The sequence below is a fragment of the Salinispora sp. CH2A1_6 genome (genome assembly GCF_056820975.1).
Map to the genome: position 1 here is coordinate 527,112 of NZ_JBXEDG010000001.1, position 23,732 is coordinate 550,843.

Annotated in this window: 24 protein-coding genes and 1 tRNA gene; 17 read left to right on the top strand and 8 right to left on the bottom strand. The window is 69.5% G+C overall.

The annotated features are described in order from the left end of the window. Window positions 1–236: 236 nt before the first annotated feature. Complete coding sequence (locus AC1UKG_RS02475; RefSeq protein ID WP_018743261.1) at window positions 237–731, bottom strand: YajQ family cyclic di-GMP-binding protein; 495 nt, start codon at window positions 729–731, stop codon at window positions 237–239. A 147-nt stretch (window positions 732–878) separates the two neighbouring features. Here AC1UKG_RS02475 and AC1UKG_RS02480 point away from each other — a divergent pair. The 3 genes from AC1UKG_RS02480 to AC1UKG_RS02490 all read left to right on the top strand — a co-directional run bounded on the left by AC1UKG_RS02480 (window position 879) and on the right by AC1UKG_RS02490 (window position 2,545). After that, window positions 879–962, top strand: a tRNA-Tyr gene (locus AC1UKG_RS02480). Window positions 963–1,566: 604 nt separating this feature from the next. Continuing rightward, window positions 1,567–1,866 carry a hypothetical protein gene (locus AC1UKG_RS02485; protein WP_475890893.1) on the top strand — a complete coding sequence of 100 codons (300 nt, stop codon included), beginning with the start codon at window positions 1,567–1,569 and terminating at the stop codon, window positions 1,864–1,866. A gap of 94 nt (window positions 1,867–1,960) precedes the next feature. Beyond that, window positions 1,961–2,545: a pyridoxamine 5'-phosphate oxidase family protein gene (locus AC1UKG_RS02490; RefSeq protein ID WP_482641895.1), complete on the top strand. Its 585-nt coding sequence runs from the start codon at window positions 1,961–1,963 to the stop codon at window positions 2,543–2,545. Window positions 2,546–2,653: 108 nt separating this feature from the next. Here the strand turns inward: AC1UKG_RS02490 and AC1UKG_RS02495 are convergent, their stop codons facing one another. Continuing rightward, window positions 2,654–4,012 (bottom strand): NsdA family TPR-like regulatory protein, encoded by a 1,359-nt coding sequence (locus AC1UKG_RS02495; RefSeq protein ID WP_482641894.1) that lies wholly within the window; start codon window positions 4,010–4,012, stop codon window positions 2,654–2,656. 220 nt (window positions 4,013–4,232) lie between these two features. On the opposite strand from AC1UKG_RS02495, the gene AC1UKG_RS02500 reads away from it, so the two are divergent. Beyond that, window positions 4,233–5,519: a chymotrypsin family serine protease gene (locus tag AC1UKG_RS02500; RefSeq protein ID WP_482641893.1), complete on the top strand. Its 1,287-nt coding sequence runs from the start codon at window positions 4,233–4,235 to the stop codon at window positions 5,517–5,519. A gap of 155 nt (window positions 5,520–5,674) precedes the next feature. Then, window positions 5,675–6,211, top strand: a complete 537-nt coding sequence (locus tag AC1UKG_RS02505) for a hypothetical protein (RefSeq protein ID WP_475890915.1) — start codon at window positions 5,675–5,677, stop codon at window positions 6,209–6,211. A 173-nt stretch (window positions 6,212–6,384) separates the two neighbouring features. Here AC1UKG_RS02505 and AC1UKG_RS02510 read toward each other — a convergent pair whose 3' ends face one another. Next, entirely contained in the window at window positions 6,385–7,035 is a 651-nt protein-coding gene (locus tag AC1UKG_RS02510; protein WP_482641892.1) for a futalosine hydrolase, read from the bottom strand. Then, entirely contained in the window at window positions 7,032–8,621 is a 1,590-nt protein-coding gene (locus tag AC1UKG_RS02515) for an MFS transporter (protein ID WP_482641891.1), read from the bottom strand. Before AC1UKG_RS02515 ends, AC1UKG_RS02510 begins: the two co-directional genes overlap by 4 nt. Between AC1UKG_RS02515 and AC1UKG_RS02520 the strand changes: the two genes are divergently transcribed. Next, window positions 8,620–9,546 carry a DUF3027 domain-containing protein gene (locus AC1UKG_RS02520; protein WP_475890897.1) on the top strand — a complete coding sequence of 309 codons (927 nt, stop codon included), beginning with the start codon at window positions 8,620–8,622 and terminating at the stop codon, window positions 9,544–9,546. The genes AC1UKG_RS02515 and AC1UKG_RS02520 overlap by 2 nt on opposite strands. Window positions 9,547–9,564: 18 nt before the next feature. Here the strand turns inward: AC1UKG_RS02520 and AC1UKG_RS02525 are convergent, their stop codons facing one another. Beyond that, on the bottom strand, window positions 9,565–9,810 hold the full coding sequence (locus tag AC1UKG_RS02525; protein WP_018743270.1) for a DUF2530 domain-containing protein: 246 nt from the start codon (window positions 9,808–9,810) through the stop codon (window positions 9,565–9,567). 49 nt (window positions 9,811–9,859) lie between these two features. On the opposite strand from AC1UKG_RS02525, the gene AC1UKG_RS02530 reads away from it, so the two are divergent. The 5 genes from AC1UKG_RS02530 to thpR all read left to right on the top strand — a co-directional run bounded on the left by AC1UKG_RS02530 (window position 9,860) and on the right by thpR (window position 14,477). After that, on the top strand, window positions 9,860–11,371 hold the full coding sequence (locus AC1UKG_RS02530; RefSeq protein ID WP_033662647.1) for an NCS2 family permease: 1,512 nt from the start codon (window positions 9,860–9,862) through the stop codon (window positions 11,369–11,371). A 112-nt stretch (window positions 11,372–11,483) separates the two neighbouring features. Next, window positions 11,484–11,933 (top strand): MarR family winged helix-turn-helix transcriptional regulator, encoded by a 450-nt coding sequence (locus tag AC1UKG_RS02535; RefSeq protein WP_018736822.1) that lies wholly within the window; start codon window positions 11,484–11,486, stop codon window positions 11,931–11,933. 61 nt (window positions 11,934–11,994) lie between these two features. Further along, window positions 11,995–13,275, top strand: a complete 1,281-nt coding sequence (locus AC1UKG_RS02540) for an MFS transporter (RefSeq protein WP_018743272.1) — start codon at window positions 11,995–11,997, stop codon at window positions 13,273–13,275. A gap of 82 nt (window positions 13,276–13,357) precedes the next feature. After that, window positions 13,358–13,867 (top strand): hypothetical protein, encoded by a 510-nt coding sequence (locus AC1UKG_RS02545; protein WP_018743273.1) that lies wholly within the window; start codon window positions 13,358–13,360, stop codon window positions 13,865–13,867. A gap of 31 nt (window positions 13,868–13,898) precedes the next feature. Continuing rightward, window positions 13,899–14,477, top strand: a complete 579-nt coding sequence (gene thpR, locus AC1UKG_RS02550) for an RNA 2',3'-cyclic phosphodiesterase (RefSeq protein WP_026325213.1) — start codon at window positions 13,899–13,901, stop codon at window positions 14,475–14,477. A 1-nt stretch (window position 14,478) separates the two neighbouring features. Here thpR and sepH read toward each other — a convergent pair whose 3' ends face one another. The 3 genes from sepH to AC1UKG_RS02565 form a co-directional block, all read right to left on the bottom strand. Next, window positions 14,479–15,552: a septation protein SepH gene (sepH, locus tag AC1UKG_RS02555; RefSeq protein ID WP_018743275.1), complete on the bottom strand. Its 1,074-nt coding sequence runs from the start codon at window positions 15,550–15,552 to the stop codon at window positions 14,479–14,481. 184 nt (window positions 15,553–15,736) lie between these two features. Then, window positions 15,737–16,864 (bottom strand): phosphoserine transaminase, encoded by a 1,128-nt coding sequence (serC, locus tag AC1UKG_RS02560; protein ID WP_482641890.1) that lies wholly within the window; start codon window positions 16,862–16,864, stop codon window positions 15,737–15,739. A 219-nt stretch (window positions 16,865–17,083) separates the two neighbouring features. After that, a complete protein-coding gene (locus tag AC1UKG_RS02565; RefSeq protein ID WP_018731559.1) occupies window positions 17,084–18,190 on the bottom strand; it encodes a citrate synthase 2 in 1,107 nt (368 codons plus the stop codon). A 240-nt stretch (window positions 18,191–18,430) separates the two neighbouring features. On the opposite strand from AC1UKG_RS02565, the gene pdxH reads away from it, so the two are divergent. The 6 genes from pdxH to AC1UKG_RS02595 all read left to right on the top strand — a co-directional run bounded on the left by pdxH (window position 18,431) and on the right by AC1UKG_RS02595 (window position 23,662). Continuing rightward, window positions 18,431–19,096, top strand: a complete 666-nt coding sequence (gene pdxH / locus AC1UKG_RS02570) for a pyridoxamine 5'-phosphate oxidase (RefSeq protein WP_475890904.1) — start codon at window positions 18,431–18,433, stop codon at window positions 19,094–19,096. After that, window positions 19,093–20,385 carry an MFS transporter gene (locus tag AC1UKG_RS02575; RefSeq protein WP_018814233.1) on the top strand — a complete coding sequence of 431 codons (1,293 nt, stop codon included), beginning with the start codon at window positions 19,093–19,095 and terminating at the stop codon, window positions 20,383–20,385. The genes pdxH and AC1UKG_RS02575 overlap by 4 nt, the downstream gene beginning before the upstream one ends. Before the next feature lie 48 nt (window positions 20,386–20,433). Next, window positions 20,434–21,360, top strand: a complete 927-nt coding sequence (locus AC1UKG_RS02580; RefSeq protein ID WP_018743279.1) for an aldose 1-epimerase family protein — start codon at window positions 20,434–20,436, stop codon at window positions 21,358–21,360. A 13-nt stretch (window positions 21,361–21,373) separates the two neighbouring features. Then, window positions 21,374–21,976, top strand: coding sequence for a nitroreductase family protein (locus tag AC1UKG_RS02585; protein WP_018743280.1), 603 nt, complete (start codon window positions 21,374–21,376; stop codon window positions 21,974–21,976). Window positions 21,977–22,161: 185 nt separating this feature from the next. After that, window positions 22,162–22,467 (top strand): type II toxin-antitoxin system VapB family antitoxin, encoded by a 306-nt coding sequence (locus AC1UKG_RS02590; RefSeq protein WP_018743281.1) that lies wholly within the window; start codon window positions 22,162–22,164, stop codon window positions 22,465–22,467. 34 nt (window positions 22,468–22,501) lie between these two features. After that, window positions 22,502–23,662, top strand: a complete 1,161-nt coding sequence (locus tag AC1UKG_RS02595) for an acyl-CoA dehydrogenase family protein (RefSeq protein WP_018814234.1) — start codon at window positions 22,502–22,504, stop codon at window positions 23,660–23,662. Window positions 23,663–23,732: the final 70 nt, after the last annotated feature.

Consider the following 23,732-nt stretch of genomic DNA (forward strand, 5'->3'; position numbering starts at 1 on the left):
TCCAGCGGCATTACGGCGCCGTCGTGCGGTACGCGGCACGCCGCGTGGGACAGGACCGGGCGTCTGATGTTGCCCGGACCCACCCGTATCACGGCTCCCGACCTGTCCGAGTAAGCCGGGACCTGGCTAAAGCCCTGGAGCCTGACGAGGCCAAGGGCTTGGGCGGGGGCTAGCAGGTCCCAGGTACATCGCGTGATCAACATGCGCCGGCCTGGTGGCCAGGCCGGCGCACCCCCTCACCGGTAGTTGGTGAACTGGAGTGCCACGCCGAAGTCCTCGCCCTTCAGCATGGCGATGATGGCCTGCAGGTCGTCCTTCTTCTTGCCGGTCACGCGGAGCTGGTCACCCTGGATCTGCGCCTGGACACCCTTCGGGCCCTCGTCGCGGATCTTCTTACTGATGGCCTTGGCCTTCTCCGTCTCGATGCCCTGGATCACCTTGCAGTCGACCTTGAATTCCTTACCCGACCCGCGCGGATCCCCTGCGTCCAGCGACTTCAGCGAGATGTTCCGCTTGACCAGCTTCTCCTTGAAGACATCGAGCGCGGCTCGAACCCGCTCCTCGGTCTCCGCCCGAAGGCTGATTGCCTCCTCGCCAGACCAGGAGATTTCGGCGCCGGTGCCCCGGAAGTCGAACCGCGTCGAGAGCTCCCGCTCCGTCTGGCGGAGGGCGTTGTCAACCTCCTGACGGTCGACCTTGCTCACGATGTCGAACGACGGGTTGGCTGCCATGCTGATACTCCTGGTGTCCTGGCGGTCTGTCCTGTTACGTGCACTACGGGCCAGCCGTGCGCCCCCTGACGGTACCCGGTTGCGGCCACGTCGAGGCGAGCCGCTATCCTTGCTCTCACCGCCGCGTCGCGACGCGGCGGGTGCCCTGGCGGGTTGCCCGAGCGGCCAATGGGAGCGGACTGTAAATCCGTCGCGAAAGCTACGAAGGTTCGAATCCTTCACCCGCCACCAGGTGCAGAAAGAGGCCCCTGACCAGCGCAGACGCCGGTCAGGGGCCTCTTTCGTGAGTCCCGCTCAGTCCCGCTCCAACTCGCTCAATCTCGCTGGCTGTGTCGTGTGCGTGTCGCGGAGATCATCGGTAGCGAAAGCCGCCAGGTGGGTTCCGTCAGGCGGTTTAGTCGGCCGATGGTGCGGTGGGGTTCGTCAGCGGCCGGTGGGGTTGCGTCAGCGGCCGGCCGAGCGCCGTCTCTACACAGCGTCGGGCCGCTTCCTCTTGGCCGTAGACGGATTTCGCGTAGACCCGCATGAGGACGTGCACGCTGGGCCCGGCCCACTCGGCGACCTGGGTAGCCGGTACCCGGCGTTGAGCCACAGCGACACAGCGGCGTGTCGCTGGTCGAACGGTCGCCGGGCCAGGCTCCGTACCGGTGTCGAGCAGCCTGGCCTGCACCGTGTGGAGTAAATCAATTGTCGAAACGTGCTGGTATGGGTTGCGACGGAATGTCGCCCGCCGACTCCATCACGTGGTGGTGGACTCCATGAGACCACCACCGACAGCTGCTACCACCCGCCCACGCGTGTTCCGGCGGTATGCTCCCAGGCTTACGCTGTGAATGTGACGGACGTGATCGTGCGCGCGACCGCTCTTCGGTGGGCCAGTGATTCACTCCTCGGCAGCCTGGAGGTGAGTATCGTGGACGCCGCTGGGCAGGAGCACCGAATTGTGGAGAAGGTGTCCGTGCTTACGATTCGCGAAGTCGCCAGCGCCGTACCACTGCCGACCGAGCTCTGGATTCCCGCAGAGATGGAACATATCGATGGTGGGCGAGTCGGCATCATCTTCAAGTACGGTACCGAGACACGCAGTGGCTTGAAGAGGCTGCTTCTTGAGGCTGACGATGTGCGCTGGCTCTGAGTCGACTGGGCCGGTAGAGGCAACAGCGGCCGCCTACACTGACGACGGCGTGCGACGATGTCATTTTTTATCATGGACTGCAAGGATGTCAATCATGGGGAAGACGCATGAGAGAATTTCTGGTCGGCTCCGGGAGTTTATTGAGGCACAGCCGATTTTCTTCACCGCGACGGCGCCGCTGTCCGAGTCAGGAACTGTCAACCTGTCGCCGAAGGGACTCGCTGGATCGTTCGCCGTCCTCGACGACTTTACGGTGGCCTACCTGGATTTCGCAGGAAGCAACGCGGAGACGATCGCGCATCTACGCGAGAACGGGCGTATCACCCTGATGTGGTGTGCGTTCCAGGGGCCACCCAACATTGTGCGCATCCATGGGCGCGGCGAGCCTGTCTTCCGGGATGACCCACGTTGGCATGATGTCATGTCCAACTTTCCCCACATCGACACCTCGCTGCACGGGCTACGCGCGATAATCATCGTGCACGCCGATCTTATCCGCGATACCTGCGGCTATGCCGTGCCGTTGATGACCTACGAAGTTGATCGGGATTTGCACGCCAAGCGCTTCTCCCGGGAGGATGACGCATCGCTGGGGCAGTACTTCGAGAAGAAGGAGTTCGTCGCCACCAGCATCGACGGACTTCCGGGTCTACCGTTGCCGCTGCCGTCCATGCCATGAGGTAACTCGGGCTCGGGCGAAGCCTAGTAGTGCTTTGTTAGGTTGGGATGAGTTGGTGGGAGAGGAGGCAGAACCCGAGCCAGGCACTGGTGGTGACGTCGTGGGTTGCTACGCGGTGTGAATGAGTTCGCGGGTGTCGTTGTGGAATCGTGCCACATTGGGGTGACTGCGGTACCGGCGAAGATCGTCGGCGAGGGCGCGAACGTGTTTGACGCAACGTGCCGATCTTACTTGGCCGGACAGGGCGGCCACGGCCTGGTCCCCCATCGCGACGGCCTTGTCGATGTCGGGCCCGTCTTGACGGGCGTAAGTCTGGGCTAATAGCGCGTTGCGTAGTGCCCCCTCGCGGGTGCAGTCGCCGTCTTGGATTCGTCGCGCCGACTTCAGGTGGGAGCGGGCGGCGGACCAATCCGCGAGCTTCAGGTAGCTGTAGCCGACCATGGCGTGTGCCTGGGCCTCGTCCAACCAGTAGGTCCAGTCGGGGTCGCCGCCGCCGGTGGTGATGTTGCCGAGCGCGTTGAATGCCACGTCGATCGCACGGCGGGTGTCGGTGATGGACTGCTCATTGGCATGCGCCTCGGCCGCGCGAAGGTGCAGGATGGCCGTGACCTTCGGACTGGCGGCGGGGTAGCCAGCGCATGCCGTCTCGGCGAGGGTGACGGCCTGGCGGACCTGGCCGAGGTCCTTGGCCTGGCAGGACATGAATCCCAGAATGTTCGCGCCGAGGGCCCGGTCGCCGGCGGCGTGTGCCTCGTGTAGAGCAGCGACCCAGTATCGCTGTGCGTGGGGGTGGTGGCCTGCGTCGAACGCGAGCCACCCGGCCAGGCGCAGAATCTCTGCGGCGCTGGAGTGCAGCCGGCGGCCGACTGTGTCGGTGTAGCGGCGCTGCGTCAGCAGCGTGGTGACGGTGCTCAAGTGGTTGCGGACCAGCCCGAGTGTCTGCCCGCCGCCGAGGTGGTCGTCCATGCGTCGCAGGTCCGCGGTGATGGCGTCGAGGTGGTCGACCACCTCGATGGTGAGCCGAAATCCGTGCGTCGTGGCCGGCGGCTCGGCCGGGCCCGCGACCAGCCATTCGTTGCCGGAGACGGTCATGGCAGATCCGAGTAGCGTCATGAAGGCCCGCCGCATGGTCCCACCCTCGTTGACGGCCTGGATCGCCTGCAAGGCCCCGGCCACGGTCCAGGGCAGGATCAGCCCTGTGGAGGCAGGCGCCGCGCTGCTGTTGTCCTCGGGCCAGCCGAGGTCAGCTACGGTGACCGTCCGGCCCAGCAGGTCCGACAGCAGTAGCGCGGTCAGGGTGGGCCAGGGGCGGCCCGGCCGCTCGCCCCGACGCCACTTGTAGGGCGTCTTGGGGTGAAGCCGATTGCGGCGGCCGTGACTGCCGGCGTACTCGGTGAGCTGGCGGGCGAATTCTTCGGGTGTCAGGCCGGAATCGCTCAATAGCCGGCCGAACGCCGTGTCACTCATGAGACCCCCGTGGTGTGTTCCTGCGCGCAGGGTAGTCGCCTCAGTGTGGAGATCACTACGCCTTGTGTGTCCGGCGCAGATATCCGACGAAGTCCTGTACAAAGAGGGCGTTCCGGGTTCGCGCACCGGTGCGCACTATCCGCACCACGCGCACCGGTTCCCTCACCAGTCGGGCGGGGGTGTACTGACTTTCGTCGTTGCCGTCTCCAGAAGGAGCGCTATGGGGCTGCATGTCCTCTCCGGCCGTCGAGCCATCCTTGCCGCCGCGTTGGCCACGCTGCTGGTCGCGTCGACTCTCACCGCACCGTCACTGTCCGCGGCGGCACTGCCTGACACCGATACCCAATCCACCGACAATCTTGATCCCGCTCTGCTCATGGAGATGCGCCGGCAAAGCAAACTAGAACCGGCCGTCCACGCCATCTGGGACGAGCAACTGAAAGCGCCCCAGTCCGGTTTCGCCGGGGTCGCCTTTGAAGGCAGGGGCTTGTCGGTCTACTGGAAAGGTGAGCTGACACAGGGTATGAGCGCAGCTATCGGTCGTGCGCGGGAGTGGGGGACCGTCACCGTGAAACCGGCGGCGTACTCCGATGCCGAGCTGCAAGCCGCCGGCAGGAAAGTCATGGCCGCCAGCCTGCGGCATCCCGACCACGACATCCAGTCGATTGGTGTCGAGCCCGACGGCAGCGGGCTGGAAGTCGCTCGTGGCCCGCAAACCGTGCACCCGGACTCGGTGGGAACAAGCGGGCCTACGGGGCCTGTCACACCGGTGTCCCAGATCCTCCAAGAGGCAGCGGTAGAGGTGCCGGTGACCGTCGTTGACGGCTCGGATCCGATGGAGCTGATGGTCAGCCGTTCGGATGACTCTCCTCCCTGGAACGGCGGTGGGCAGTGGGAGTCATGGCGAGGGATAGATCGGCGGGCCCAATGCACGACCGGGTTTGGCGTATGGGCCAGTGGCCGAACGTTCGTTCTCAGCGCGGGGCACTGCGGAACTCCACCCGACTACGCCTACCAGGGCTCCTTTGGTCAATCAGGCTTCGCTGAGATGGGGCCGGTCCACTCCGACAACTGGCGCTCGGACCTTCTACTGATCGACACCCCCGGGTGGTACAAGATCTTCGATGGCTCCGCGAATACCACCACCACGAAGGTTGTCAACAGTTGGGGATACTGGTCAGCGAACCAACTCGTTTGTCAGTCCGGTAGGACAAGCGGCACGGTTTGCGCCCTCAAGCAAATCCAATCGCAAAACTTCTATGTGAAGTGTTCTAAGCCGGATTCCGACGGGGACTGCAACTACTGGATCGAAGGCGTGATACGGGCGGACCAGGTCAACGGAGCCACAGCAGCCCGAGGGGGCGACAGCGGTGGCCCCGTGTTCACCCTTAACGGCTCCGGCGTCCGTGCCAAGGGCATTACGGTCGGCGGCACTGGTAGCAGCATGTGGTTCCAGGACTGGGCGGACGTGATCCGGGTCTACGGCGCCTACCCACGCACAGGCTAGCGGCGACAGCGGGCGGTGGGCTGCGCACGACTGACGCGGCTCACCGTATCCATCACCGTGCCGCGGAGGGTGACGTGACCTATCATGCCCTTAGCTGGGCATAAGGAGACGTGTCGATGAAAAGTCAGCAGACGCAGGGTCCCACGCCTACCCGCATGTCCCGGCGGATCATCGGTCTTGGCCTGGCCGCCGCGGTGCTACTCGGCCTTGTGGTGACCGTCGTACTGATCACAGGCGACACGAAGCCCGAACTCGGCCCAGTGCGGGCCGCGTCCATCACGAACACCGACGCGGGCCCGGCCCGCTGCCCCGAGGCGTGGCACGAGAGACTGCCGCCCACCCCATCAGCGCCGGATGTCATGGTCCCCACCGGGGCGACGGTGGCCCTGCTTTGCACCTACCCCACAGACGGTGAGGCCCCATGGGATCTCGAGGCCACCCGACGCAACACCAGCGACGTCACAGCGTTGACGGACTACTTCAACGGGCTACCCACCGTACCTCCCCAGGGGGATCAGGCGTGCCTGACGAGTATTCCGCCGGTGCGGCACGCCGTGGTGTTCGGCTACCCCGGTCAACGGTCGGCGGCGATCCATCTTGGCTGTGTCTGGGATCGCGATGGCACGACCCGATATGGCGGTGACCTAAGAGAGATCACCGCGCACTGGGGTGTGCGTTGGAACCAACACTGACCGCGTAGGCCACGTCCCGCTCGCTCTGGCGGGATGCGGCCCGCCCGAACTACACGACCCCCTGTTTAAGTCCGCGCCCGCGCCCGGCCTGGAGCCGAGTTTGCGGAGGGCGCGCGGTCGCGCGCGGCGACGGCGTCGGATTTCCGTCGGTCCGACTAGCTTCGGCCGCGTCTTCAGTCAGGGAGGGCCAAGGCGGCCTCGGTGAGGGCGGAGAGAGCCTCGCGGAGACGCCAGGCGTCGCGGTCGCGCGGCCCGACCGGATTGGAGATGGTGCGTAACTCGACGAAGGGCAGGCTGGCGTGCGCGGCGGCGACGGCCACCCCGTACCCCTCCATGGCCTCGGCCACCGCGTCGGGGTGCCGGCGGAGGAGCGCCTCGGTCCCGGCGACCGTTCCGGTGACCGTGCTGACGGTCAGTACCGGACCCACCGCGGCGGCCGGAAGCGCGGCCCGGAGGGTGGCGACCAGGTTCGGGTCCGCGGTGATGGTGGGGCCGGCGCCCAGCAACTCGGCCGGCATCCCGAGCTGGTCCACGGGGATGAAGCCGGTCGGGGAGTCGGCGCCCAGGTCGGCCGCGACCGCACTGGTGCCGACGACCGTGCCGCCGACCTCCACCCGATCGGGGAAGCCGCCCGCCACGCCCGCGCTGACGACCAGGCGGTACGGGTGGCCAGCGGCCTCCGCCAGGGCCAGCAGCCGGGCGGTGGCGGCCCCGGCCACCGCCGGACCGACCCCGACCGGCGCTACCGTGACCGCCGGTCCCCGCCCCGCACGGACCGCCTCGGCCTCGGCGGGAACCGCGGTGACGACCAGGACATCGGTCACCGGATCGACCCCGGGCGGGTCTCGTCATCGGCGCCGCCCGGCCCGCCCACCGCCGACGACGGGCGGTAGAGATGGAAACCCGGTGGCGCCGGGTCAACGTCGCCCCCGGTGCCCGGTCTCGGCGCGGGCGAGGTGGGGGTCGGGTCGTCAATGGCGGGCTGGGCCAGGGTCGACTCGTCCTCGGCGAGTTTGTCATCCGCCAACGGTCGGCCGGCCAGCCGCTCCGCCCGCAGCCGGCCGGCAACCAGGATGCCGCGGGCCGTGGCGAGCGTCGCGACCCCGGCGGAGACGGCGATGCCGAGCCGGCCGTCGAAGGGGACGAGACCCAGCCCGCCGCCGGCGACGAAGGCGAGCATGAGCGCCGTCTCCGAGTGGGCGAACGAACTGGCACGCAGCCGTTCGGGGATGCGCTCCTGGATCGAGGCGTCCACCGCGAGCTTGGCGATGCCGCTGGTCAATGCGGTGACCAGGCACAGTAGGGCGACCATCAGCAGCGAGAACCTGAGCGTGGCGAGGACGGCCACCCCAGCAATGACCACCATGCCGCTGGACTGCAGCGCTGCCGGGCGATGGATCCGCAGCCGGGTGCCGATCGCGGTGGCCAGGAAGCTGCCGATCGCCAGCGCCCCGCCGACCAGCCCGAGGGCGGCCTCGTCGCCCAGGTCGCGGCCGAGGACAACGGTGGTCAGGTCGCCAGCCTTGATCGCGAAGGCCAGGAAGAGCAGCAGGAAGCCGTAGACCGCGCGCAGCGTGGCGGCGCCGATCAGGGTGGCGATCACCAGCCGGCCATGTGGGCGCCCCCGGCCGAGGGGACGGTCGTCGGAGCTTCGGCGGAGCGCCCGCAGCGGGCGCGGTACCCGCTCGGGCGGCTCCGAGTCCGCCTTCGGTGGTAGTCGCAGGGCGATGACCATCCCGACCAGGAAGATCACCGAGGCGACCCGCAGCGGCCACTGCGGCCCGAACCAGAAGGCGGCCAGACCGATCGGTGCGAGTAGGGCGCCGGCAATCGTGCCGTACACGCTGGCTCTGGCCCCGACCTGGGAGAGCCCGAGCCCCTCCGGGAGGAGCCGGGGGACGGCGGCGGAGCGGGCCACCCCGTACGCGCGGGAGAGCGCCAACACTCCGAAGGCCGCCGGGTACAGGCCGAAGCCGTGGATGTAGTCAGAGATCAGCCACGCCAGGAACGCCCGCCCGAGCATGCTGGTGGCCAGTGCGTACCGCCGGCCGTGCCGAAAGTGGTCAAGCAGCGGGCCGACCACCGGGGCGAGTAGGGCGAACGGGATCATGGTTACCAGCAGGTAGAGCGCGACCTTGCTGCGCGCCTCCCCGAGCGGCACGTTGAAGAAGATCGTCCCAGCCAGGCCGATCGCGATCAGGGTGTCCCCGGCGCAGGAGAGTGCGTGCAGGTCGAAGAGGCGGACCATGCCGGTCTCCCGGCCGGCGCCCCGGGCGCGGGCCCGTCCCACCGACTGGGTCATCCAACGGCCGCCGCTGACCGAACCGCGCAGCAGTAGGCGGACGGCCTTGACCGCGGTGCCGACAGTCCACCCGAGGAAGGAGCGCTCGGAGCGGAGGGAGGACGGCATGTGCACCAGTCTCACCCATCGGCCCGGGGTGCGCGCCACCACTGCCACGTTTGGTTCGGGGAGTCCCTGTCAGGTGGTCCCACGCATGGGGAACAATGGTCGGGTGACCAGGTCCGCCTCCGCTCGTGCCCCCCGTCTCGACCAGGTCTGTGCTGCCGCCGTCGAGGTGGCTCGCGACGCTATCACCGAGGTCGACCCGGCGGATGTCGGCGATCATCTCCAGACTCTTGCCGAAGGTGATCGTCTCGTCACGCACTACTTCGAGTGCCGGCTCGCCGGTTATCGTGGCTGGCGGTGGGCCGTGACCGTCACCCGGGCGCCCCGCAGTCGCACGGTCACCGTGTGTGAGACCGTGTTGCTGCCCGGCCCGGATGCGTTGCTCGCCCCGGGCTGGCTGCCCTGGCAGGAGCGACTGCAGCCCGGTGACCTCGGCCCGGGTGACCTGCTGCCCAGCCCGCCCGACGACGACCGGCTCCAGCCCGGTTACCTGCTCTCCGACGACCCGGCGGTCGAGGAGGTCGCCTGGGAGCTGGGTCTCGGCCGGGCGCGGGTGATGTCCCGAGAAGGGCGTGGCGAAGCCGCCCAACGGTGGTACGACGGCGACCACGGGCCAACCGCGCCGATCGCCACCGCCGCTCCGGTGGCTGCCCGCTGCGGGACCTGTGGCTTCTATCTGCCGCTCGCCGGCGCGCTGTGCCAGTCCTTCGGCGCCTGCGGCAACCTCTTCGCTCCGGATGACGGCCGCGTGGTCAGCGCCGACCACGGTTGCGGTGCGCATTCGGAGATTCTGGCCGAGACCCCGGAGACCCCGGTCGAGGCGTTGCCGACTGTCTACGACGACAGCGCGGTGGAGGCTGTGTCGGTGCGCGAGGTCGATGCGTCTGCCGGAGCTGCCGAGGTGGCGGAGTCGAATGGCCAGTCGTGAGGTGATCGCCGGCGTGGGTCAGTGACCGGCGCGGCGGCGACGCCGGTGCGAGTCGTGCCGCATCATCACGGCGAGACCGGGCAGACCCCACAGGAACCCAGCCAGGCAGGTCCAGAGCCAGCCTTCACGGCCGGTTTCCACCAGCTGGTCGCGAAAAAACAGCAGCACGATTCCGGCGATCGCCCAGCCGGCCATCCCGGCGAGGGCGAACGGCACCATCGGCGGGTCGAGCGGTTCCGGCCGCGGTGGCGGCTGCGTCAGCACGAAGTAAGCGTACGGGATCAGTCCCCCGGCAGGCCGACCGTCTGCGACGATGCGGCCGACGAGACAAGAGAGCACCTGCGAGGACCCGATGGCAGTAGCCCCGCCCGACGATGCCACGCCGCCCGCGACACCGCGGAACGGTTTCGACCGGTACTTCGAGATCTCCGCCCGCGGTTCGACGCTGGGCCGGGAGGTGCGTGGTGGGTTCGCGACCTTCTTCACGATGGCCTACATCGTGGTGCTCAACCCGCTGATCCTCGGCTCCGCCGTTGATGGCGCCGGGGAGCGGCTGTCGATCCCGGCGCTCGCCGCGGCGACCGCGTTGGTCGCCGGCCTGGCGACGATCCTGATGGGCGTGGTGGGCCGGTTCCCGCTGGCGGTCGCCGCCGGTCTCGGCGTCAACGCGCTGGTCGCGTACGAGATCGCCCCGGAGATGACCTGGGCGGACGCGATGGGTCTGGTGGTGATCGAGGGCGTGATCATCGCGGTGCTGGTGTTGACCGGTTTGCGTACTGCGGTGTTCCGCTCGGTGCCCACCCAGATGAAGGCGGCGATCGGGGTCGGCATCGGGCTGTTCCTGACCATCATCGGTCTGGTTGACGCGGGTTTCGTCCGGCGGCTCCCGGACGCGGCGAACACCACCGTCCCGGTCGGCCTGGGCATCGGCGGCAAGCTGGTCAGCTGGCCGATGTTGGTCTTCGTGGTGGGTCTGCTGCTGACTCTGGTGCTGGTGGTGCGCCGGGTCAAGGGCGCGATCCTGATCGGCATTCTCGCCTCGACCGGGTTGGCGCTCGTCATCGAGGCGCTGGGCAACATCGGCCCGTCGGTGGTCAACGGGGTGTCGAATCCCCAGGGCTGGTCGCTGACCGTGCCCGAGTTGCCGAGCCGCATCCTGGACGTGCCGGATCTGTCGCTGCTCGGCCGGTTCAACGTGCTCGATTCGTGGAGCCGGGCCGGCTGGCTGGTCGTGCTGATGTTCATCTTCACGCTGATCATCACTGACTTCTTCGACACGATGGGCACGATGGTGGCGGTGGGCCAGGAGGGTGGGATGCTCGACGAGCAGGGCACCCCGCCCCGGGCGAAGGAGATCCTGCTGGTCGACTCGATCGCCGCGGCCGGCGGTGGCGCCGCGAGCGTGTCCAGTAACACGGCGTACATCGAGAGCGCGGCCGGTGTCGCGGAGGGTGCCCGGACGGGCGCGGCCAACCTGGTCACCGGGGCGCTCTTCCTGCTGGCGATGTTCCTCACGCCGCTGGTGCTGGTGGTGCCCTTCGAGGCCGCGTCAACCGCGCTCGTGGTGGTCGGGTTCCTGATGATGACCGCGGTGCGGACCATCGACTGGACCGACTTCGAGATCGCGATCCCGGCGTTCCTCACGATCGTGTTGATGCCGTTCACGTACTCGATCTCCAACGGCATCGGCGCCGGTGTGATCGTGTACGTGTTGATGAAGGTCGCTCGGGGTAAGACGCGGGAGGTCCACCCGCTGCTGTACGGCGTGGCGGCGCTCTTCGTGCTGTATTTCCTGCGCGGACCGATCGAGTCGGTACTGCTGTGACGCGGGGTGCGGGGTCGGGTAGCGGACCGGCCCCGCACCCCCGCGTGGTACTCCGCGTGAGCCTGGTCATAACGCATGTCGTTAGCTAGGCTTATTAGTTAGGCTAACTACAGTGACGGAGCAGACGGTGACGGCGAAGAGCGTGCCACCGGTGCAGCTGGCAGTCCAGCTGCGGGATGCGATCACCCGACTCAACCGGCGGGTCCGCCAGGCCAGACCGGTTGGTGACCTGACGGTCACCCAGCTCTCCGCGCTCACCAGCCTCCGGCTGGCGGGCGCGCTGACGCCCCGGGAACTCGCCGACGTCGAACGGGTCCAGCCGCCGACGATGACCAAGATCGTCGCGAAGCTGGAGGAGCGCGGCCTCGTGCAGCGCACCCCCCACCCGACCGACGGCCGGCAGGTGATCCTCGCCGCGACGGAGGGGGGCGGAGCGGTGCTGGACCAGTTTGAGCGCGTTCGGGACCAATGGCTGGCCCACCGGTTGGCCGAACTGAGTGCGGAGGAGCGGGAGACGCTGCGCCAGGCAGCAGAGATTCTGCAACAGCTCACCCGTACCTGAGCCTCCCGCCTCGCCTGCGCCGTCACGGCGACGACGCGTACGCGAGGGAGGCGCACCAAGAGTGCAGAAGAAGCTGAGCACCATATTCCAGTCCCTACAGGTCCGTAATTTCCGGCTATTCGCCTCCGGGCAGCTGATCAAGCTGATCGGCGTCTGGATGATGTTCATCGCCCAGGACTGGCTCGTCCTCGAGCTCAGCGACAACTCCGCCACCGCGCTCGGTATCGTCACCGCTCTCCAGTTCGCTCCCGTTCTGCTGCTCACGCTGATCTCCGGGCGCCTCGCCGACCGGTACGACAAGCGCGTCCTGCTCTTTGCCGCCAACCTGTTCTGGACGGTCCTCGCCCTGGCCATGAGCCTGTTGGTGATCACCGGCCGGGTGCAGCTCTGGCACGTCTTCGCCTTCGCCGCCCTCCTCGGCGTCGCCAACGCGGTGGAAACTCCGGTCCGGCATGCCTTCGTCTCCGAACTGGTCGGCACCCGGCTGTTGCCGAACGCCCTCTCCCTCAGCGCGGCCACCTTCAACTCCGCGCGGATCGTCGGACCCGCCCTCGCCGGCCTGGCCATCGCCGCCGTTGACGTGGGGCCGGTCTTCCTGGTCACCGCTCTCAGCTCAATCGCGCCGCTGGTGAACGTGATCCGGATTCGCCCGGCCGAGCTGCACCGCGAGGAGCTACCGCCGCGCGAGGAGCGGGCCTCGGCCCGGGTGGTGGACGGGCTGCGCTACGTCCGGGGTCGGCCGGACCTGCTGCTGCCGATGGTCCTGATCTCGGTCATCGCCACCTCACTCTTCAATTTCCAGCTGACCCTCGCCGCGTTGGCCAAGACCGTCTTCGACACCGGAGCCGCCTCGTTCGGTCTGTTCAGCAGCGCCCTCGCGGTGGGCGCACTGGCCGGGGCCCTGGCCGGCACCGGGCGGCGCAGTCGCCCCTCGGTGTGGCTGGTGCTCTCCGCGGCCATCGTCTGCGCCACCTTCGGCACCCTGGTCGGGCTGGCGCCCACGTACTGGCTGGTGGTGGCGCTGCTCCTGCCGACCGGCTTCTCCACGGTCTTCTTCGCCCAGGCCTGCAACCAGCGCATCCAACTGGGCACCGACGCCGCCTTCCGAGGCCGGGTCATGGCGCTGTGGGTGCTGGTCTTCCTGGGCACCAACCCAGTGGGTGCGCCGGTTATCGGCTGGCTCGCCGAGACGTACGGCGCTGGGGCCAGCATCTGGATGGGTGGGCTGGTCTCCCTCACCGCCGCTCTGCTCGCCCTGGCCTGGCAGCTGCGTCGCTCGGGAGCCCGACTGCGGTTCCGGGTGCTGCCGATGCCCCGCTTCTACGTCACCGAACGGGTGTGAGACCCCAAACACCGAGACGGACAAAAGAGCTTATTGTGGCAAATGGGTGGCAGGGTGATCACAGTCGGCCTAGCGTCGGGGCATGGAGGCGGGACGTGCGCTACTGGTGACCCTGATGGTCGCTGCCGTGGTGTGCCTACCCATGGTGATCGCCCTGCTCATCTGCGCCGACGAACTCGTTGACCGATTCGCCTGTCGGTGGGCGCGGTGGCGGAGCCGACGGCGGGAACGGCGGACAATCGCCCGCCTGGACCGCGCGGTCCAGGCGGACGCGCTCACCCGGAACATTAACCTGAGCCGGTTGGACCGGCCGGATCGGCAGCCGCTGGAGCAGCTCGCCACGGAGCTACACCAGCTTCGGGGTCATCGGGTCGGCGGCTCCGGGCGGGCCACGGTCTGGGATGAAGCGGCACTCGCCAGCTACGACAGTCGGCTTCGGTTGGCCTGTGCGGCCCTCGGAATACCGCAGCACCTGGACGAGCTGACCGGGGCGGACCGGGAAATTGAGCGGATACGGGTCGAGGGGTTGCTGCACCGGGCAGGTCTCGTCCTGCCTGGTGCCCGGCCAGAGCACCGTCAGCGCCGCCGTTGAGTGGTAGCTGGGGAAGCGACCGGCGGCCGGGTTGAGACTCTTCGTTGCCGTATACCCACCACCGGAGGCGGTGGAGCATCTCCGCGCGCGGATCACGGAGCTGCAGGTCGGCAGGGCCGCCGCCGCCGGCCTCCGGGTCCGCCTCGCCGACCCGGCCCAGGCGCACGTCACGCTCGCCTTCCTGGCAACGGTGGCAGCGGACCGGCTGGGGGCCGTGGAACACTCGCTCGACCAGGCGGCGCGGCGGTCCCGCGACTCGTGGCCGGCCCCGCCGCGGCTTCGCCTGGCCGGCGGTGGGAGGTTCGGGCAGGGCCGCTCCACCGTCATCTGGGTGGACCTGCGGGGTGAGGTGGCGGAGCTGCACCTGCTGGGCCGACTCGTCCGGTCCCGGCTGCGCGCCAACGACCTGCGCCACGACGAGAAACCGTTGCGCCCGCACCTGACCGTGGCCCGGCCCGGCGACCGACTGGCATCGGCCGAGGTTGCAGCCGACGTCGCCGCGCTACAGGACTACGCGGGCCCCCAGTGGCCGGCGCGGGAACTGGTGCTGACGCGAAGCCAACCGGGGACGCCCCGCAGCTATGACCGCCTGGCCGTCTGGCGGCTGTGAGTCAGGAGGACTCGCGGGCTGCCGGGGCACTGCCGAAGAGCACGTCGTCCCAGCTCGGAAGCCGCTTGCGCGGTTTGCTGCTGCTCTCGTTCGACTCGGTGCTGCCCGCCGTCGTGGCACCCGTGCGGCGCGGCCGAAGCACGGCCAGCGAGGGAACAGCCGGCACCTCCTTCGGTGTGTCCGAGTCGTCGTCGAAGGCCGACCCCGGGCCGCCGCCAAGCAGCGCCGCCGCGCCGCCAGCGACAGTCCGTGGCCGCGGTGTCTCCGGGCTGGCCGGGCTCCGGGGCTCGGGGCCACGGCCGGACGCGCCCCCGAGCGGGCGGTCCAGGGAGGCGAGCAGGGCGTCCCGGCCGGCGCGGATCGGATCGCGGCTGGGCCGGGTGGGCTCGACCGGACCCGGCAGGCCGTGCCCACCGCGGCCGGGCTCGGCCCGCGCCGGGCCGGGCAGCCCGTGGCCACCACGTTCGGACGTCGGTTCCTGCCCGAGGATCGGCATGGGACGCTCGGCGCAGAGGTACTGCGCCATGTCGTCGTGCGGCGTCACCGACTGCCGGGATTTCTCCAGCTCCCACACCGCCTGGGCGGTGGCCTTGCCGGAGGGCCAGGTGGCGACGATCCGCCAGGCTCCGTCGTCGCGCCGCCACGCATCCCACGAGATCTTCTCAGTGTCGATGCCGTGCTGGGACAGTCGACCGTTGACCACCTCGGCGAGCGGGGTCGGCTTCTCGGCCCCCCGCAGGCGGGTGCGGCGGGCATGCTGGGCGAGCATGGCCCGTTCCTGGAGGACCGGGCCGGCGTAGCGCAGCACCCGGTCCACGGGGACGCCAGCGATTCGGGCGACATCCTCGGCGGACTCGCCGGCCCGGATTCGGGCCTGGATGTCCCGTGGGGCGAGGGACGGGGTCGGGTCGGTGCCCGGCGTCGAGGCCACCGCCAGGGGCGTGGCCCCGGGCTCGGTGTGCAGGACGGTGGAGACGCGCTCGTCGATGGGGAGCGCGAGAAGTCGCCCGACCTCGTCGGTGAGGACCAGTGCCTGGCCGTCCTCGGAGAGGGCGACAAAGCGTACTGGGCGCATGGTCTGCCTCCGTCCCGCTTCGCTGGCCCCACGCCACAGGCGAGCCACCCGGGCGTTCGTACCACCGTACGCCCATCTGCCCGCAGGTGGGGGAACCGACACCCCGTGATTCCCGAGTGAGCTGCGACAACGATCACGGTGGGTGGCTGCCGCGGTGCGGAAGGCCACCCACCGTGACGGGAGGTCAGAGCTGTTCGACCACGTGGTCGATGGACGCGGTCAACGCCTCCACATCGGCTGGTTCAATCGCGGGGAAGAGGGCGATGCGCAGCTGGTTGCGACCGAGCTTACGGTACGGCTCGGTGTCCACGATCCCGTTCGCGCGCAGCGCCTTCGCGACGGCGGTGGCGTCCACCTCGTCGACGAAGTCGACGGTGGCGACCACGTTGGAGCGCAGCGCCGGATCGGTGACGAACGGCGTGGCGAACGGGGAGCGCTCCGCCCAGCCGTAGACGATGCCGGCGCTCTCCGCGGTGCGCTTGGCTGCCCAGGTCAGGCCCCCCTGCGCGTTCATCCAGTCGGTTTGCTCCGCGGCGAGGAGGATGGTGGCCAGGGCCGGAGTGTTGTAGGTCTGCTCCAGCCGCGAGTTGTCGATCGCCGTGCCCAGGTCGAGGAAGGCCGGGATGTAGCGGCCCGCGGCCTTGATCTCGGCTGCGCGCGCCAACGCCGCCGGGGACATCAGGGCGAGCCACAGGCCGCCGTCGGAGCCGAAGCACTTCTGCGGGGCGAAGTAGTAGACGTCGGTCTCGCCGACGTTGATCTCCAGGCCGCCGGCGCCGGAGGTGCCGTCAACCAGCAGCAGCGCGCCCTCGTCCGCCCCGGGCACCCGGCGGATCGGGACCGCGACACCGGTGGAGGTCTCGTTGTGCGGGGTGGCGTAGGCGTCCACGCCGGCCTCCGCCACCAGGCTCGGGGCACTACCGGCCGGCGACTGGCGAATGGTCGGCTCACCGAGGAACGGTGCGTCCCGCACCGACTTGGCGAACTTGGCGCCGAACTCGCCGAAGCTCGCGAACTGGGCCCGGTCCCGGATCAGGCCGAACGCGGCGACCTCCCAGAAGGCGGTGGTGCCGCCGTTGCCGATGATGACCTCGTACCCCTCGGGCAGGGTGAAAAACTCGGCGATCCCCCGGCGAAGTCGGGCGACCTGGTCGCGGACCGTGCTCTTGCGGTGCGAGGTGCCGAGGTAGCCGCTCGCCGCCGCCGCGAGCGCGGAGACCGCCGCCGGACGAACCTTGGACGGGCCGCAGCCGAATCGCCCGTCCGCGGGTGTGATGTCGTCGGGAATTCGGATGGTCGATGCGTCAGCCACGGTCTTGGAATCCTTCCGCAGGGGCGAGGGAGGGGCTGGGGAGGTGCCGGGCGACCGACGGCGCGCGATGTAGGGCGCGCACGGCCGATTCTCCGACCGGCGGCGCTGCCAGTTCTCATCCTTGCACCCATCGCCACCCGGATGGCCGCCGGTCTCACCGGTGGGGCTGAGGCGTACGCCACAGCCCCACCGGTGAGACCGGCTCAGCCCGGGCGACGGTCAGACGCCGTGCGGGACCTGGTCCCAGCCCTCGACCTCGTGCGGTCGGCGGGGGCCGGGCCCGATGTAGCGGGCGGAGGGGCGGACGAGCCGCTGGAGCTTCTTCTGCTCCAGAATGTGGGCGCTCCAGCCGCCCATCCTGGCGCAGGTGAACATCGAGGTGAACATGTGGGCGGGCACCTCGGCGAAGTCCAGTACGACCGCGGACCAGAACTCGACGTTGGTGGCGAGAACCCGGTCCGGCTTGCGACTGTGCAGCTCTGCCAGGGCGGCCTTCTCCAGGGCCTCGGCGACCTCGAAGCGGGGGGCCCCCAACTCCTTGGCGGTGCGGCGGAGCACCCGGGCTCGCGGATCCTCGGCCCGGTAGACCCGATGACCGAAGCCCATCAGCCGTTCACCGCGGTCGAGCACGCCCCGGACGTACCCCTCGGCGTCACCACTGCGCTCCACCGCCTCGAGCATGTTCAGCACCCGGGAGGGTGCACCGCCGTGCAGCGGCCCGGAGAGCGCACCGATGCCGGAGGAGATGCAGGCCGCCGCGTCGGCGCCGGTGGAGGCGACGATGCGGGCGGTGAAGGTGGAGGCGTTCAGACCGTGCTCGGCGGCCGAGATGAAGTACGCGTCCACCGCCTTGACGTGCCGCGGGTCCGGCTCGCCCCGCCAGCGCTTCATGAAGCGTTCGACGATGGTGGAGGCCTTGTCGATCTCCTTCTGCGGTACGGCCGGCAGGCCCAGGCCCCGCGCGGATTGGGCGACGAAGGAGAGCGCGGTCACCGATACCCGGGCCAGGTCCTCGCGGGCCTGCTCGTCGGAGATGTCGAGCAACTGGTGTAGACCCCAGTAGGGGGCGAGCATCGCCACCGCGGACTGCACGTCCACCCGGATGTCACCGGAGTGCACCGGGACCGGGAACGGCTCGGCCGGCGGCAGGCCTGGGCCGAACCGTCCATCCACCAACAGGGCCCAGACGTTGCCGAACGAGACCTGACCGATGAGATTTTCGATGTCCACGCCGCGATAGCGCAGCGAGCCACCCTCCCGGTCGGGTTCGGCGATCTCGGTCTCGAAGGCTATGACGCCCTCGAGTCCCGGTTTGAAGTCGGCCATGTCGTCTCCTGGATCTGGCTCGGTGCGCCCGGGACGGGCCCTCGTTGGGCCCAGCACCTTAGGCGACCCTCAGGGATGTGTTCGTGACATCTTGCCTGCTGACCACGGGACTTTCGACCCGTCACGGCTGTGCCTCACGCGACATCCCCGGACGGAGTGGCCGTCGGGGGATCGGTGACACTGGGGTGTACGGGCAGGCTGCCAGCGCCACGATGGGTCTGCCCGCCATCTGGGAGGGGAGTGGATGTGACGGGCGACACAGTGCCGCCGGCGAACCTGCGTAACGAGTACGCCGCGGACCTGGGCCTGACCGAGACGAACCTGGCCAGTGACTGGTACACCCAGTTCGACCGCTGGTTCACCGAGGCGGTGGCCGCCGGTCTGCCCGAGCCGAACGCGATGGTGCTCGGCACCGCCGACGCGGCTGGCCGGCCGAGCGCCCGTACGGTGCTGCTGAAGGGGTACGGGCCGGACGGCTTCGTCCTGTTCACCAACTACGGGTCGCGCAAGGGCACCGAGCTGGCCGCCAGTCCGTACGCGAGTCTGGTCTTCCCCTGGTTTGTGCTGGAGCGCCAGGTGGTGGTGACCGGTCGGGTGGAGCGGCTCGACCGGGCCGAGACCGAGGCGTACTTCGCCAGCCGGCCGCGTGGCTCCCAGCTCGGGGCGTGGGCGAGTGAGCAGTCGCGGGTGCTCCCGGACCGGGCTGCGCTGGACGCCGCCTACCGGGCCGCGACGGAGCGCTTCGTCGATGGCGCGCCGATCCCGGCGCCGCCGCACTGGGGTGGCTTTCGGGTCCGCCCCGACCAGGTGGAGTTCTGGCAGGGCCAGGCGAGTCGGCTGCACGACCGGCTGCGGTTCCGTGTCACCGACGGGGACGGCTGGGTCGTCGAGCGGCTGGCGCCGTGACCGCGGTGCGGGCGGCCCGGCGGCGAAGTAGCCGGTGGGCGATCGACCTGCGTCCGCTGGCGGTGCCGGCGTTTCGCCGGATGTGGCTCGGCAACGCGATGGCGATGTTCGGCTTCCAACTCACCTCGGTCGCCGTCCCGGTGGAGATGTACGCCCTGACCGGACAGTCCTCCTGGGTCGGCCTGCTCGGCCTCGCCGGCTTTGCGCCCCTGCTGCTCTTTGGGCTCTGGGGCGGCGCGGTGGCCGACGCGCGGGACCGGCGCCGGGTGCTGCTCGCCGGTTCGGCGTTGCTCTGGGTCACGATGCTCGGTCTGCTGGCGCAGGCCTTGCTCGGTGCGGGTAGCCCGGTGCTGCTGCTGGGGCTGGTTGCCGTCCACTCGGCCGGCTTCGCGATCAGCGCACCGGCGCGAACCGCGGCCCTGCCCCGACTGCTGCCACCGGGGCTGGTCCCGGCGGCGGCCACCCTGAACTACACCACCTTCACCGCGGCCTCGGTGGTCGGCCCGCTCGCGGCTGGTCTGATCTTCGCGGTCGCGGGCACCGAGGGTGGACTGCCGATCGCATACGCGGCGGACGCGCTCCTGTTCACCGGGTTGGTGGTGGCCGCGCTGCGGCTGCCGGCGATGCCGCCGGAGCCGCTCGGCGACGGCGAGGTACGGCGCGGTGGGCTGGCGGGGATCAGGGACGGACTTCGGTATTTGACCACCACACCGGTGCTGCTGCTGTCGTTCGCCATCGACCTGGTCGCGATGGTGCTGGCGCTGCCGCGGGCGTTGTTTCCGGAGATCGCCGAGGAGCGGTTCGGTGGTGGGGCGGCGGTCGGCTGGCTCTTCAGCGCCATCGCGATCGGCGCCATGCTGGCCGGCCTCACCTCCGGCTGGATCAGCCGGCTGCACCGGCAGGGGCTTGGGCTGGTCGTGGTGGTGGTCGGCTGGGGTCTGGCGGTCGCGGCGGCGGGGTTGGCCCAGCAGCTCTGGCTGATGGTCCTGCTGCTCGCGGTGGCCGGAGCGGCCGACCTGGTCAGCGCGGTGATACGCCAGTCGATGCTGCTGGTCTACGCGCCGGACCGGATGCGGGGCCGGCTTCAGGGGGTGAACACGGTGGTAGTCGCCGGCGGGCCGCGCCTCGGTGACCTGCGGGCCGGTGCGATGGCGGGCGGCTTCGGCAGCGGTGTCGCCTGGGTCGGCGGTGGGCTGCTCTCGGCCGTACTCGCGCTCGGGCTGGCGGTGGCCTTCCCGGCCCTGATCCGCTACCGGGCTGCGGCTTTGGCCAGTGAGCAGCGGGTCTGACCGGTGCTGTCGGCAGCGAGCAGCGGTTCTACCGGCTAGGGTCCGGGGATGGACTTCCCCGGGCAGTGGGCCCCCTCGGGGGCACAGTGGAGCATCGCGGCTGCCGGCCACGAGGCGGTGATCGTCGAGGTTGGTGGCGGAATCCGGACCTACCGCTCCGACGGGGTGGCGCACCTGGACGGGTACACCGCAGCCGAGTTGTGCCCGGACTCCGCCGGCCAGGTGCTCGCCCCCTGGCCGAATCGACTTCGGGACGGTAGCTACCACTTCGAGGGCCGCGATCTCCAGCTGGCGATCAGCGATCCGGAACACGAGGCGGCCTTCCACGGGCTGGTCAACTGGGTGCCCTGGCAGTTGCTGGAGCGATCGGCCGACGCGGTGACGCTCGGCTATGAGTTGGCCGCCACCCCCGGCTATCCCTGGTCGCTGCGGCTGCGAAGTCGGTGGGCTGTCGGCCCGGACGGGCTGCGTGCCGAGCATGCGGTGACCAACAGCGGTAGCGAACCGGCGCCCTTCGGCTTCGCGGCGCACCCGTACCTGCGGGTGCCGGGCGACTCGGTGGACGACGTGGTGCTGCGATTGCCGGCGCGGAGCCGGTTGCAGGTGGACGGGCGGCTGCTACCGATTGCCCAGTCCTCGGTCGTCGGCACCGAGTACGACTGGACCGTGCCGCGTCGGATCGGCCGGGCGGTGCTTGACGACACCTTCGGTGACCTGGTCCGGGACGACGATGGTGGTTCGGCAGTCGAGCTGGCCGCCCCGGACGGCGGGTCCCGGATCCGGGTCTGGGCGGACCGGCGGTTTGGCTGGTGGCAGGTCTTCACCGGGGACACCCGCTCCGGGTCGCGGCGCCGGCGTTCGGTGGCGCTGGAGCCGATGACCTGCCCACCGGATGCGTTCCGCTCCGGCCGGGATCTGGTGACGTTGCGGCCGGGCGACACCTGGCGGGGCGCCTGGGGCATCCGGCCGGCGTAGTCGAGGAGATGCGATGGAGTTCGGTGAGGTGGTCCGGCGTCGTCGGATGGTCCGTAACTACGATCCGGATCGGCCGGTGCCACCGGAGGTGGTGGACCGCCTGTTGGCGCACGCGATCCGGGCGCCGTCGGCGGGCTTTTCCCAGGGGTGGGGTTTCCTGGTGCTGGAGGCCGCCGAGGATCGGGATCGGTTCTGGGCGGCGACGACGCCGGGCACGGGCGGCCGGGAACGCTGGCTGGCCGGAATGCGGCGGGCCCCATTGATCATCGTGCCGCACGCCAACCGTTCGGCGTACCTGGACCGGTACGCCGAACCGGACAAGGGGTGGGCGGATCGGTCAACGGAGCGCTGGTCGATGCCCTACTGGTACATCGATACCGGCTTCGCCGCGTTGTTGATGCTGCTTACCGCCGTTGACGAGGGGCTGGGGGGTTGCTTCTTCGGTATTCCGCCGCAGCGGCTGGCGGACTATCGGGCGGCTTTTGGAGTGCCGCCGGAGTATGAACCGGTTGGCGCGGTCACCATCGGTTACCGTGCGGTGGATCAACGATCGCCGTCGCTTCGCCGCGGGCGCCGTCCGGTGGATGAGGTGGTCCGACGTGGTCGGTGGAGTTAGTCCTGGAAGAAGCGGTTTGTCCGTTTGATAAAGCGATCTGTCAGGGCGAAACTGGCATAAAGCAGTAGAACGGGGCGTGACGTGGCCGGTTACGCTGACACGGTCATTGGCGCCGCCGCTGGCGGCGTCGCACGCAGCGGTGCCGGGTCGGGCGCGGCCGGTCGCGGGGAGGGGAGCTTACTGTCGTGATCTTCAGAGCGGTCCGGGATGGGCGTCCATACCCCGAGCACAGCCTGACGCTCAAGCAGTGGGCCGAGATCCCGCCGCGTCCGCTGCGACTGGATCAGTTGATCACCACGAAACGTGAGTTGGCGCTGGACAAACTCCTCGCCGAGGATTCGACCTTCTACGGCGACCTGTTTCCGCACGTGGTGCAGTGGAACGGCGGGCTTTACCTGGAAGACGGGCTACATCGGGCGCTGCGCGCCGCGCTGCAGCAGCGCAACCAGATCCATGCCCGGGTATTCGCCTTTTCCGCGGCGGTCGACTGAGTAGCACGGGGTGAATCTTCGTTAAGGTGTCTCCATGAGCCCTCTCGACCTGCTGGATGTCGATTCGTCACTGAGCGCCGAGGAGCGGCAGATTCGCACCGTCGTCCGTCAGCTGGTGGACGAGCAGGTGCGGCCTCACGTCGCCGGCTGGTATGAGGAGGGCCGCGTGCCCGCCCGGGAGTTGGCCCGGGAGTTTGGCAAGCTGGGCCTGCTCGGCATGCACCTGACCGGGTACGGCTGTGCCGGCTCCTCGGCCGTCGCCTACGGTCTGGCGTGCCTGGAGCTGGAGGCGGGTGACTCGGGCGTCCGCTCCCTGGTTTCGGTGCAGGGGGCGCTGGCGATGTACGCCATCTGGCGCTACGGCAGTGCGGAACAGAAGCAGCGTTGGTTGCCCGCGATGGCTGCCGGGGAGACGATCGGCTGTTTCGCGCTGACCGAGCCGGACCACGGTTCCGACCCGGCGTCAATGACCACTCGGGCCCGCCGCGACGGCGACGACTGGGTGCTACACGGCACCAAGATGTGGATCACCAACGCGACGATCGCGGACGTCGCGGTGATCTGGGCCCGCACCGACGAGGGGATCCGCGGCTTCGCCGTGCCGACCAGGACGCCCGGAGTGACGGTGCGCGAGATACGGCGCAAAATGTCGTTGCGGGCGTCAGTGACCGGGGAGATCTCCCTTGATGAGGTGCGGCTGCCGGCAGCGGCCCGACTGCCCGAGGCCGTCGGGCTGAAGGCGCCGCTGGGCTGCCTCACCGAGGCGCGGCTCGGGATCGTCTGGGGAGCGCTCGGCGCGGCCCGGGACTGCCTGGAGGCAGCGCTGGCGTACGCGAGCAGCCGCACCCAGTTCGGCCGCCCTCTCGCCGCGTTTCAACTAACCCAGGCGAAACTCGCCGACATGGCGGTGGAGTGGAGCAAGGGCTACCTGCTGGCGTTGCAGCTCGGTCGGCTCGCCGACGCCGACCGGCTGCGCCCCGACCAGGTCAGCGTGGGCAAGCTCAACAACGTTCGGGAGGCGCTGGCGATCGCCCGGCAGTGCCGCACGATTCTGGGGGCCAACGGCGTCTCCGGCGAGTACCCGGTGCTGCGGCACGCCAACAACCTGGAGAGCGTGCTCACCTACGAGGGCACCTCGGAGATTCACCAGCTCGTCATCGGGCAGCGGCTGACTGGCCTGTCCGCTTTCGCCTGACCACTCCCGATACGGGCTGTCCGCTTTCGCCTGACCGCTCCCGATGCGGGCTGCGGCATCGGGTGGGTGT